The 10,464-nt window shown below is 67.7% G+C and carries 12 protein-coding genes and 1 pseudogene; 4 read left to right on the top strand and 9 right to left on the bottom strand.

Going from position 1 to position 10,464, the window contains the following annotated elements; translation table 11 throughout:
- Nucleotides 1–78: 78 nt before the first annotated feature.
- Nucleotides 79–222: a hypothetical protein gene (locus E3T25_RS16590; protein WP_166785112.1), complete on the top strand. Its 144-nt coding sequence runs from the start codon at nucleotides 79–81 to the stop codon at nucleotides 220–222.
- 17 nt (nucleotides 223–239) lie between these two features.
- Here the strand turns inward: E3T25_RS16590 and E3T25_RS00605 are convergent, their stop codons facing one another.
- From E3T25_RS00605 to cyoE, 5 genes are all read right to left on the bottom strand, one after another.
- Nucleotides 240–1,229 (bottom strand): DUF4190 domain-containing protein, encoded by a 990-nt coding sequence (locus tag E3T25_RS00605; protein ID WP_134371537.1) that lies wholly within the window; start codon nucleotides 1,227–1,229, stop codon nucleotides 240–242.
- Between the two features lie 25 nt (nucleotides 1,230–1,254).
- Nucleotides 1,255–1,674: a transcription antitermination factor NusB gene (nusB, locus tag E3T25_RS00600; protein WP_134371535.1), complete on the bottom strand. Its 420-nt coding sequence runs from the start codon at nucleotides 1,672–1,674 to the stop codon at nucleotides 1,255–1,257.
- Nucleotides 1,674–2,234, bottom strand: coding sequence for an elongation factor P (gene efp, locus E3T25_RS00595; RefSeq protein ID WP_104100509.1), 561 nt, complete (start codon nucleotides 2,232–2,234; stop codon nucleotides 1,674–1,676). The genes nusB and efp overlap by 1 nt, the downstream gene beginning before the upstream one ends.
- A gap of 110 nt (nucleotides 2,235–2,344) precedes the next feature.
- Entirely contained in the window at nucleotides 2,345–2,794 is a 450-nt protein-coding gene (locus tag E3T25_RS00590; protein WP_104100508.1) for a type II 3-dehydroquinate dehydratase, read from the bottom strand.
- Nucleotides 2,795–2,840: 46 nt separating this feature from the next.
- Nucleotides 2,841–3,791 carry a heme o synthase gene (gene cyoE, locus E3T25_RS00585; protein ID WP_166784712.1) on the bottom strand — a complete coding sequence of 317 codons (951 nt, stop codon included), beginning with the start codon at nucleotides 3,789–3,791 and terminating at the stop codon, nucleotides 2,841–2,843.
- A gap of 185 nt (nucleotides 3,792–3,976) precedes the next feature.
- On the opposite strand from cyoE, the gene E3T25_RS18015 reads away from it, so the two are divergent.
- Both E3T25_RS18015 and lepB read left to right on the top strand, forming a co-directional pair.
- A complete protein-coding gene (locus tag E3T25_RS18015) occupies nucleotides 3,977–4,078 on the top strand; it encodes a YegP family protein (protein WP_478213427.1) in 102 nt (33 codons plus the stop codon).
- A gap of 203 nt (nucleotides 4,079–4,281) precedes the next feature.
- On the top strand, nucleotides 4,282–5,016 hold the full coding sequence (lepB, locus tag E3T25_RS00580) for a signal peptidase I (protein WP_134371533.1): 735 nt from the start codon (nucleotides 4,282–4,284) through the stop codon (nucleotides 5,014–5,016).
- A gap of 443 nt (nucleotides 5,017–5,459) precedes the next feature.
- Here the strand turns inward: lepB and E3T25_RS00575 are convergent, their stop codons facing one another.
- Nucleotides 5,460–5,960, bottom strand: a complete 501-nt coding sequence (locus E3T25_RS00575) for a SixA phosphatase family protein (protein ID WP_134420611.1) — start codon at nucleotides 5,958–5,960, stop codon at nucleotides 5,460–5,462.
- A 515-nt stretch (nucleotides 5,961–6,475) separates the two neighbouring features.
- Nucleotides 6,476–7,525: pseudogene (locus E3T25_RS17220) on the bottom strand (aldehyde dehydrogenase family protein); the annotation flags it as partial.
- Between the two features lie 563 nt (nucleotides 7,526–8,088).
- On the opposite strand from E3T25_RS17220, the gene E3T25_RS00565 reads away from it, so the two are divergent.
- The gene (locus E3T25_RS00565) at nucleotides 8,089–8,763 is read left to right on the top strand and encodes a hypothetical protein (protein ID WP_134371529.1); all 675 of its coding nucleotides are present in this window, start codon (nucleotides 8,089–8,091) and stop codon (nucleotides 8,761–8,763) included.
- A gap of 81 nt (nucleotides 8,764–8,844) precedes the next feature.
- Here E3T25_RS00565 and aroB read toward each other — a convergent pair whose 3' ends face one another.
- Nucleotides 8,845–9,951, bottom strand: a complete 1,107-nt coding sequence (aroB, locus tag E3T25_RS00560) for a 3-dehydroquinate synthase (protein ID WP_104100503.1) — start codon at nucleotides 9,949–9,951, stop codon at nucleotides 8,845–8,847.
- Complete coding sequence (locus E3T25_RS00555; RefSeq protein ID WP_174720172.1) at nucleotides 9,948–10,463, bottom strand: shikimate kinase; 516 nt, start codon at nucleotides 10,461–10,463, stop codon at nucleotides 9,948–9,950. Before E3T25_RS00555 ends, aroB begins: the two co-directional genes overlap by 4 nt.
- Nucleotide 10,464 lies beyond the last annotated feature (1 nt).

Here is a 10,464-nt window from a genome sequence, read left to right as displayed (position 1 = left end):
GAGGACGACGCCAGGTCGCCCCATGGCAGCGAGAAGAACATCGAGAGGTCCCCGGGCCCATCCCCGTCCGCGTCCGAGGTGAGCGCCCCGGCCGTCAGCAGCCAGCGGTGGGCATTCACGGACCTCGACGTCACCCTGCAGCTGCAGGGCACCACCCCTATGCGCCCGGCCTGGCCATCCTTCATCGCCGGCACCGTTGCCGGCATCACGGTCTCCACCTGAGACCTTCGCGGCTGAGCTCAGCCGACCGAGTTGCTACTGAGGAAGTCCAGGAATTCCGCCGGGTCGGTCAGTCCGCCGTCGTAGACCCTGCCGTTGACGAGCACGGTCGGCGTGCCCCGGATCCGGGTGATCTCGGCATCCGCAATCACGCCGTTCAGGGCTTGCTCGGTGTTGGCCCGGGACCAGGCCTGGTACTCGCCGGCCGCGAGGCAGTCGTCGATGTCGACGGGGTTGTCGACGAGGGCCGCAAGCTCCGGATCGCCGAGTCCCACGGTGTTCTCGGCGGGCTGGTTCGCGAACAGGGCCGCCTGGTAGGCGAGCAGGTTCTCCGGGTTGAGGGTGGCCTGGCAGGTAAGCGCGGCGGATGCCCTGGTCGAGTAGGACGTTCCCTGCGAGACCCGGTCGAGGAAAGTGAGCGAGTGCAGCCGCAGGGTGATGGTCCCGTCAGAGGCGAGGGCAGCCAGCTCGCCGCCGTTCGTCTCCTCGAACTGCCGGCAGTACGGGCACATCGGGTCGAAGTAGACGTCGACGAGCGCGGCGCCGGTGCCGACCGACAGGTAGCCGTCGTCGAAGTGGGCCGCACCGACGGTGCCGGTGGGCAGGGCTTCCTGCGACGCATCCCCGTTCGCCTCATCCGCCTGCGGCTCGCTCGTGGACGAACTCCACGGCTGGTCGCCCACGGCTCCGTTCACGGCCGCCGCGATGAGCGGAATCACGGTCGCGGTGACGACGAGGGCGATCACGAGCGCCAGGGTGGTGGCGGCGATGCCCACGTAGCCGAGAACGAGCCCGGTGATCGCCAGACCTCGGCCGCCCTCATGGGTGCGCCTGATCTGCCCCAGGGCGAGGTGCCCGGTGATCACGGCCGCCAGGGACACGAAGAACGCCGACACCAGGGAGATGATCGCCAGTGTGTTCGTCTTCGGCGCCGCCGGGAAGGGCGACTGTCCGTAGGCCGGCGGATACGGCTCCGGGGCGCGGGGCGGTGCGGGCTCGGTGTTGGTCATGCGTTCCCCCCCCTGGCAGAACGGATTACGCGGATGGTGCGGTCTGGGCGATGCGCCCGAGGAGTCCGTTCACGAATCCGGCCGAGTCATCCGTCGACAGGATTTTGGCGGCCTCGACCGCCTCGTCGATGGCGACAGCGTGCGGGACGGCGTCGTTGAAGAGGATCTCCCAGATGCCGATGCGCAGGATGGCGCGGTCGAGGACGGGCATGCGAGTCAGCGTCCAGCCCTGCGAGTACGTCTCGATGAGTTCGTCGATCTCCTCGCGGTGATCCACGACGCCGTCGATGATGTCCCGGGCGTAGAGCCAGGAGGCCATCCGGGCCGGCTCGCTCGCGGCGCGCTGCGCCTCGAGGGCGAGCGACTCCGGGATGGTGCTCTGCCGCACGTCTGCGGCATACAGGATGTCGATCGCACGCTTGCGCGCCTTGGTCCGAGCGCTCACTAGTTGACGCGGCCCAGGTAGTCCCCGGTGCGGGTGTCGACCTTGACTCGGGTGCCCTGCTCGAGGAACAGGGGAACCTGGATCTGGAAGCCCGTTTCGACGGTGGCGGGCTTGGTGCCGCCGGTTGAGCGGTCGCCCTGAAGGCCCGGCTCGGTGTAGGTGATTTCGAGAACGACGGAGGCCGGCAGCTCGACGTAGAGGGGGTTGCCGTTGTGCAGGGCGATCGTCACGTTCTGGTTCTCGAGCATGAAGTTGACGGCGTCGCCCACAACGACGGCCGGCACGTGCAGCTGATCGAAATCGGACACGTCCATGAAGACGTAGGAGTCGCCGTCCGCGTACAGGTACTGGAAGTCCTGGCGGTCGACGTTCTCGGTCTCGATCTTCGCGCCGGCGTTGAAGGTGCGGTCGACGGTCTTGCCCGTCACGACGTTCTTCAGCTTGGTGCGGACGAAGGCGCCGCCCTTGCCCGGCTTGACGTGCTGGAAATCGGTGACTGCCCACAGCTGGCCATCGATGTTGAGCACGACGCCATTCCGGATATCGGCGGTTGATGCCATGAAAATGTGTTCCGTTCACTGGGTTCAATTAGAAAGGTGCGCGGCCGATTCGGCCATCATCGAGTGTAGTTGCCCGCAGCCCGCGCACCAAAGGCGCGAGACCCGGCCGGTCAGGCGGTCGCCGGCACCGACCTCGCGATGAAGTCCAGGGCCAGACGGTAGGAATCGAAGCCGAACCCGGCGATCACCCCGGTGGCCACGGCGCTGACGACGCTCGTGTGGCGGAACGTTTCCCGGGCGTGCGGGTTGGACAGGTGCACCTCGACCAGGGTGACGCCGGCCTTCGTCACGAGAGCGGCGGCATCCCGCAGCGCGTAGCTGTAGTGCGTGAACGCCGCCGGGTTCAGGATGACGGGGATGCGCTCGTCGACGGCCTCGTACAGCCAGTGGATGAGCTCGGCCTCGTCATCCGTCTGGCGCACGTCGACCGTCGTCCCCGCCGGGGCGGCCCGCGTCAGCATCGCGCGCAGCTGATCGAGATCGGCCGACCCGTAAACGTCGGGTTCGCGACTGCCGAGCCGCCCCAGGTTCGGGCCGTTCAGAACGAGAACTGTACTCATTCCCACAGCCTAAGGGAGTACGCGGGCGCCGAAGGCCAGGGCAGGATCAGGGCAGGATCGGCCCGACCGAGATCATCACGCAGTACACCAGGATCATCACCAGCGAGTAGCGGAACATCCGCCTGGCCCAGGCGGCGGGATCGGCGGCGCGCAGGCCGATGACACCCAGCCAGATCCAGTAAGCGCCGAGCACGCCCATGACCGCCGTATAGACGTAGCCCACGTAGCCGAATACCGACAAGAGGAGGGTGGAGACAACGAATCCGACCGTGTAGACGAGGATCTGAACTGTGGTGTTCGGGACGCCCCGCACCACGGAAATGACGGGCACGCCGGCACGGGCGTATTCGTCGTGGCGGTAGATGGCGATGGAGTAGAACTCGGGCATCTGCCAGAGGAACACGGCCAGGAAGGCGAGCACGGCTGCGATGTCGATGGCGCCGGTGACGGCGACGTAGCCGGCCAGAATGGGCGCTGCGCCCGAGACGCTGCCGACCAGGGTGCCGTGGATCGACATGCGCTTGGACAGCATGCCGTAGAGCACGACATAGACGAGGAAGCCGACCAGGCCGACGGCGACGACGAGCCAGTTCGTCCAGGCGATGAGCGTCGCCATGCCGAAAACGAACAGCAGGCTTGAGAAGGTGACCGCGTTCCGCACGCCGATGCGGCCGGTGACCGTGGCCCGCTTCTTCGTGCGTTCCATCACCGTGTCGATGTCGCGGTCGAGTACGTTGTTGAGCACGGTGGCCGAAGCAATCACGAGCGTGGTGCCCAGGCAGAGAGCCGCGAACAGGAAAAGATCCACCTGGCCCCGGGCCGCGAGTAGAAAGCCCGCCGCGGCTGTCAACGCGTTGCCGTAGAGAACGCCGGGTTTGGTCAGGGAGTAGTACAGCGTGACCGTGTCACGGATGCCCGTGCCGTCGGCCCGGCCGGCGAGAGCCCCGTCGGTGCCGTCCACCCGATTGCGAACGAAGAATGGTACGCGCGCAGTCATGCGGAAAGGGGTCCCATCGGGTCGTCGGTCGTGATCAATCATATGCCGCCGAATCTGTGCACGACCCGTGCCGGCCGACATCACACTGGCGCGCGTCGCGGCGCCTCTATCCGGCGCTGATCGAGGGCGGTAGGGTGTCGAAGCCGGTCGTTTGGTCGGCGCCAGGCCAAGAACAAGGGTGTGACATGGCCGGAAGATTCACCATCTATCGGGACCAGTCGGGCCGCTACCGATTCTGTTCCTCCGCGGACAACGGGCAGAGCATCCCGTCGCCGGAGACCTATTGAACGGAGGACGAGGCCCGGAAAATGGTTGACTCTCTGCGCTCCAACGTCAGCCCACGCAGCCGCCGCACGCACTGAGGCCAGCGCCTGTCTCCGAACCGTCATCCCCGTGGCGACAGGGGTGCAACCGCGTTCTGCTCATTCTGGCCTTGCAGTCGCCCTGCATCGGTCGAATTGGCCCACCACGCGTCACGTCAGGGGAGAAATTGACAGACCACGAAAGCGCGGGTCGTCGGCCCCGCGCCGCCTGGCGAGGATCTGCGTCGGGTAGCGCCAACGCCCGCACACCACGGAGGCGTCGCGTCCTCCGAAACCTCCTCGTCATCCTGGCCAGCGCCCTGGTCGTCTCGTTTCTGACCGAGGCCTTCCTGATCCGCACGTTCTACATCCCGACCGGATCGATGCAGGACACCCTGCAGATCGACGACCGCATTATCGTGAACGAGCTCGTCCCCGACGTCGTCGACATCGATCGCGGCGACATCGTCGTTTTCAGGGATCCCGGCGGATGGCTCGGTCCGGTCGCTCCGGCCCCGATCGAGGCAGGGAACACCGTTGTCGACGGCATCCAGTGGCTCGCCGCTGAGGCCGGCCTCCGGGTTCCGGATTCCGATGACCACCTCGTGAAACGCGTCATCGGCCTCCCCGGCGATGATGTGGCCTGTTGCGACACGGCGGGCAGCACCACCGTCAACGGCGAGCCGATCACCGAGCCCTACCTCAAGCTGCCGCCCGGGGCCATCCGAACGTCGGAGTACGACTTTTCCGTGACCGTGCCGGCCGGCGGTCTCTGGGTCGAGGGCGACAACCGTTACAACTCGGCGGACAGCCGGCTGCACACAGACACACCCGGCAACGGATTCGTGCCCGTCTCCCATGTGGTCGGCCGGGCGTTCGTGATCAACTGGCCGCTCAGCCACTGGTCCTGGCTCGGCGGCTGACCCGCCGCCCCGACACCGCCCCCGCCGTTCCCGTTTCCGCCCCCGCCCCAATACCAGACCCCCAGTCTCGGGCGAATTCGACGGAGATTTTGGCCCCACGCGTCCCAAACCGGCCAAACCGTGCCAGATTGCGCAAAATCTCCGTCGAATTCGTTCGTTCCATTCGGTCGCGCTGCGTGGGACTACGTCGGCGAAAAAGCGCCCTCTGGCCAGCGTCGCACAAGCCGGATACGACGAGACGACGAGTCAAAAGCAGATGCCAGCGCTGGCACCCTCGAGTGCCTCCCGGCGCGAGAGCACCGGCATCCGTTGGCGCGCTCCCCAGCGCTTCCCGACGCTCCGCAACGCCCTGGGGCATCGTGGCGTGCCCCGCGGCCTGACCACGGGATCGGTTGCCGCCGCGGTCGTCCTCTTTCTCGGCGCGATCAGGCAGCCCTGCGCCGCTAGCGAGGAGGCGCGTTCACCCTGGGCGGCCGGCCCTGGGCCAGGAGGGCCGCCGGGGACTCTCCGGCGGACGACCAGGGACCCTCCCAGCCGATCACGGCGAAAGCCGAGGTCGGCAGGGACACGGTCGTGCCGGCGAGAGCGGTGGCCAGATCCTCGAGGCCGGGATTGTGGCCCACCAGGACGACGGTGTGCATGGTGCCCGGCAGCGCCCGAACAATGCTCTGCAGTTCGCCGGCCGAGGTGGCATAGACCGCATGTTCGACACGGATCGGCGGAGTGCTCTCGAACTCGGCCGCCACGAGGTCCCAGGTGGCCCGCGCGCGCTCCGCCGGTGACACGACCGCGAGATCGATGCGGTAGCCGCTGTGGGACAGCCACGCTCCGGTGAGCGGCGCCTGCCGCACCCCACGTTTTGCCAGCGGCCGGTCGACGTCGGCCTGGCCGCCCGCCCAGTCCGACTTGGCGTGCCGCAACAGGATCAGGGTGCGTTCAGGCATCGCCCGGCCCCGCGCCCACCCGGCCGGCAACACAGACGTTGACACTTTCCAATCGCTCATCGCTGATCATCATCCTGTCAGTCTGCCACTGCATCCACGACGGTGGCCGGGAGTTCGCAGACGCCCTCGTCGTGGGCGACGAACATGCCCGTGATGCGCACCACTTTGCCGAAGGATTCGGCGAGTTCCCGGGCCCAGGCCTGGTCGGGCGCGGTTAGCGCCGCGGTGCCCGGTCGCTCGAGGGTGAGGATGACGCTGCCGCACGGGCCGTGCTCGGACAGGAGCCGACCGACCGCCGCGGCCATGACGGCGGCACCGCCGGGTTTCGGACGGAGCGGGATGTCGTCGACGGGAATCAGCAGGGGAATCTGCCGCCCGCAGGCGTCGAGCAGCATGAACCAGAGCTGGCGGCTAATCGCGTGGCCGACGAGGTCGGCCACCCGGTCTCGCGCCTGCTCGGTCGTGGTCACTGGGGCAGCGTCTTCGACGCGCAGAGGGGTTGTCATGCCACCCAGACTGGACGCGCGGACATCCGTCGCGGTCCCCGTCCACAAGGCCGGGCTCGGGAGGGAGCGGTGGAGGAGAGTGAACTCGACGGCGTCGCTCAGGGAGTCATCGTAGATCGGCTTCTGCAGCACCGCCCGGCTGGGCGCGGTGCACACCTCGCCCTGGTTGAACGCGAAGAGCACGAACCCTTCCAGGGCCTTGTCGTAGAACGCATCCTTCTCCTGGGCGACGTCGCCGAAGAAGATGTTGTTGGGGCTCTTTCTGCCGAGCTTCATGGTCGACGGGATGATATTGGAGCTCGCGTACTGCATGTTCCGACGCCCGGTCGAGGTCTCTCCCATGAACGCGATCTTGCGGATACGGTTGGACGACGCGAGCGGCTTGCCGGCCTCGATGCCGAAACCGTTGACGACGTTGAGCACTCCCGTCGGCAGCACATCGCCGATCAGTTCGATCAGCACGAGGATCGACACCGGGGTCTGATCGGCCGGCTTCAGCACGATCGCGTTGCCGGCGGCCAGGGCCGGGGCCAGCTTCCAGACGGCCATCAGGAGTGGGAAGTCCCACGGGATGATCTGCCCGACGACGCCGAGCGGCTCGTGGAACTGGTCGGAGACCATGTCGCCGCCCAGCTCGGCGTGGTCGCCATCCTAGGCGCGGATGGCGGCAGCGAAATAGCGGAAGTCGTCGGAACAGAGCGGGATGTCCGCGTTCAACGTCTCGCGCACCGGCTTGCCGTTCTCCCAGGTCTCGTCGACCGAGAGCAGGTCGAGGTTCGCACCGATGATGTCGGCGATCTTGTTGAGCACGGCCGCGCGCTCGGTCGACGAGGTCTTGCCCAACACCGGCGCTGCACTATGCGCGGCGTCCAGGGCCAGTTCGATATCCTCCGCGGTGCCGCGGGCCACCTCGGCGAACGGCTTCCCGTTGACGGGTGAGATGTCTTCGAAGTACTGGCCCCTGACGGGCTTGACCCACTCGCCGCCGATCCAGTTCTCGTAGCGGGGCTTGAAGGTGACGAGGGCGCCCGGTGTTCCGGGGTTGGAATAGACGGTCATGATGTCTCCTCGTCGACGACGTCGTCGGTGTGGAACCGCGGGACGCGGACCTGGACCTTGATCCGAGGAAGGAGAACGTTGCTTCAGCGTTGCGGGATATTGCGGGCGGGGCCGCGGAGCCGTCGCGGCGCAACTCGTCCGCGATCCGGTTCAATCGGGCGACCACGGATGCCCGCTTCGGCGACCGCGCCGGCAGCAGTTCGAGGCACGCGCGCCAGACCTCAGCGTCGTAGGTCGCCTCGTCGGTGCGGGCGTACTCCAGCAGGAGTTCGGCGGACGCGTCGCTGAGCATGGCCTGCCGCAGCCGCGCAGAGATCCCGGCGCGGATCTGGACGATTCCCGGCGCGGTCGAGCTCGGTAGCACGGGCCCCCGGTAGGCCCCCAACGCCACCCGGTGCGTGCCGGGCTCCAGGGATGCCAGCACGCGCTGGGCGTCCAGTTCGACGGATGTCTCGAGCCGGTAGGGCCGCGAGGCAATGCCGCCACGGGGGCTGGTCTGCTCGAGCACCCCGCGCAGCCGCACCATCTCGGCACGCAGGTTGTCGACCGCGTTGGTTTGGTCGGTGAGCAGCAGCGAGTGCCGGTCGTTGGATGCGCAGTTCCGCTTCCAGGGCCGCGACGGCCGCCTCCACGAGCGGGAGAGTCTGCGGGGCCACCGCCTCGTCGCCGCCCGTGATGTCGATGACGCCGAGGATGGAGCCGGAATGCGGGTCGGGGATGCGCACGGCCGTGCAACTCCACGGATGCGCCAACTGGTTGAAATACTCGGCCCGCTGAATCTGGATTCCGTGATCGAGGGCCAGGGCCGTGCCCGGCGCGCTCGTGCCGACCCGGCGCTCGGACCAGTCCGACCCCTCGACGAACAGCATCCCCTCCGCCTTACTCCGCACGGTTCGGTCACCGTCGATCCAGAGCGGGCGACCGAACTCGTCACCGATGGCCACGATCAGGCCGGAGTGAAAGGCGTGCCGGATGAGCAGGTTGTGCACGACCGGGAGCACGGCGGCCAGCGGATGCCGGTCGCGCAGCTCGTCGGAGCTGAGTTCGTGTTAGTGGACGAGCCTCAGCGAATCAAGGCTGAGGGCGAGCGACCGTTGCCAGGACTCCTGCACCAGCTTGCGCACGCCCGGACCGACGAACCGTTCCGTGACTGCCGCCTCCTGGGCCGCCGTCAGGTCCGCGAAGTCTCCGCCTCCGCTCTCGCCGGCCGCACGGACGATCCACGGACTCGTCCTTAAGCCTCCGAACAGCTTCGGTCAGCGGCGACCGGCTGCGCCGGTCTGGGAATCAGTCTGGGCCCACGGATGCGGCGCGAATGGTTAGGAGCCGATCTCCTGGTAGGCGGCGAACAACAACGACGAGTCCGGTCCTTCGAGCACGGTCGGCTTCCCGATGTCGTCGAGCACGATGAATCGCAGCATGCCGCTGCGGGTCTTCTTGTCGCGCTGCATGGTGGCGAGCAGGGTGCTCCAGCGGCCGACCGGATAGGTGGTGGGCAGGGTGAGCGATTCGAGGATGCGACGGTGCCGGTCGACGGCCTCGTCCGAGAGCCGGCCGCTCAGCCGGGCGACCTCCGCCGCGAACATCATGCCGACGGCAACGGCCGCCCCGTGCCGCCAGCCATAGCGTTCGGCGTGCTCGACGGCGTGGCCGAGGGTGTGCCCGTAGTTCAGAATCTCACGCAGGCCGGACTCCCTGAAGTCTTCCCCCACGACCCGGGCCTTCATCCCGATCGCGAGTTCGAGCACGCGCCGGAACTGCGGGGTGTGCGGGTCGGTGACGGCCGTGACATCCGCTTCGACGATGTCCAGGATCTCGGGCAGCTGGATGAACCCGGCCTTCACGATCTCGGCGAAGCCGGCCAGGATCTCGTTACGCGGCAGGTCGTCGAGCACGTCCAAATCGCAGATGACGGCGGCGGGCGCGTAGAAGGTGCCGACAAGGTTCTTGCCCTCGGCGGTGTTGATGCCGTTCTTGCCGCCGACGGCGGCGTCGACCATGCCGAGCACGCTGGTCGGGATCTGCACCAGGCGCACGCCACGGAGCCAGGTCGCGGCGACGAAGCCGGCCAGGTCGGTGACGGCGCCGCCGCCGAAGCCGATCACGGCATCCGTACGACTGAAGTCGGCCTGACCCATGACCTGCCAGCAGAACGCGGCCACTTCGACGCGCTTGGCAGCCTCGGCGTCGGGCACCTCGGCGATCAGCACCTCGAATCTGCCGAGCAGGCTCTCGCGCAGGGCGACGGCGCGGGCGCCCAGGTGTGAGGTGTGCACGATGAGCACCTTCGCCACCTTCGGGCCGAGCTGTTCGACGACGTCGTCGACGAGGCCGCGACCGATCAGAACGGGGTAGCTGTCGGCGCCGGCAACCGTGATAACGGTGGTGGCGGGCTCGGTGGAATCAGGCACAGGTGCTCCGGTCATGATCTTTTCTTGGTCCATTTCACGACGTCATCAGCGATGGCGCCCAGGGGACGGTGCGAGGTGTCGAAACGGATGCCGGCCAGCGCCTCATAGATCGGGCGCCGGAGGGCGTAGATGCGCTTCCAATCGGCGATTCCGCCCGTGAGCAGCGGCCGTTTCGCCCCGCCGATCCGGGCCCCGACGGCTCGAGCGGACACGCTCAGGTACACCACGGAGCACTCAGCAAGGTCGGCCTGAGTCTCCTCGTCGAGCACGGCTCCCCCGCCGAGCGAAACCACGGCCTGCTCGGTGAGGGCCTGCACCACGGCCTGGCGTTCGAGCACCCGGAAGTGCTCTTCACCGTGCTGCCCGAAGAGGTCCGTGATCGGCCCGTGCAGGGCGACGATCCGGTGGTCGGTGTCGATGAACGGCACATCGAGGGACTTCGCCACTTTCCGGCCGATCTTGGTCTTGCCGGCGGCCATGGGACCGATGAAGACGAGGGGCAGGATCGGATGCGTCGGCGCGGCCATT

Origin of the sequence: Cryobacterium sandaracinum (assembly GCF_004403415.1) — a bacterium.
Taxonomy (GTDB): domain Bacteria; phylum Actinomycetota; class Actinomycetes; order Actinomycetales; family Microbacteriaceae; genus Cryobacterium; species Cryobacterium sandaracinum.
This window is presented reverse-complemented; position numbering and strand designations above follow the sequence as displayed.

Excerpts from the sequence above, each read along its gene's own strand:
- E3T25_RS00605 (WP_134371537.1), bottom strand. The coding sequence starts at position 1,229 with ATGACCAACACCGAGCCCGCACCGCCCCGCGCCCCGGAGCCGTATCCG.
- efp (WP_104100509.1), bottom strand. The coding sequence starts at position 2,234 with ATGGCATCAACCGCCGATATCCGGAATGGCGTCGTGCTCAACATCGAT.
- E3T25_RS00590 (WP_104100508.1), bottom strand. The coding sequence starts at position 2,794 with ATGAGTACAGTTCTCGTTCTGAACGGCCCGAACCTGGGGCGGCTCGGC.
- cyoE (WP_166784712.1), bottom strand. The coding sequence starts at position 3,791 with ATGACTGCGCGCGTACCATTCTTCGTTCGCAATCGGGTGGACGGCACC.
- E3T25_RS18015 (WP_478213427.1), top strand. The coding sequence starts at position 3,977 with ATGGCCGGAAGATTCACCATCTATCGGGACCAGTCGGGCCGCTACCGA.
- E3T25_RS00575 (WP_134420611.1), bottom strand. The coding sequence starts at position 5,960 with ATGCCTGAACGCACCCTGATCCTGTTGCGGCACGCCAAGTCGGACTGG.
- aroB (WP_104100503.1), bottom strand. The coding sequence starts at position 9,951 with ATGACCGGAGCACCTGTGCCTGATTCCACCGAGCCCGCCACCACCGTT.
- E3T25_RS00555 (WP_174720172.1), bottom strand. The coding sequence starts at position 10,463 with ATGGCCGCGCCGACGCATCCGATCCTGCCCCTCGTCTTCATCGGTCCC.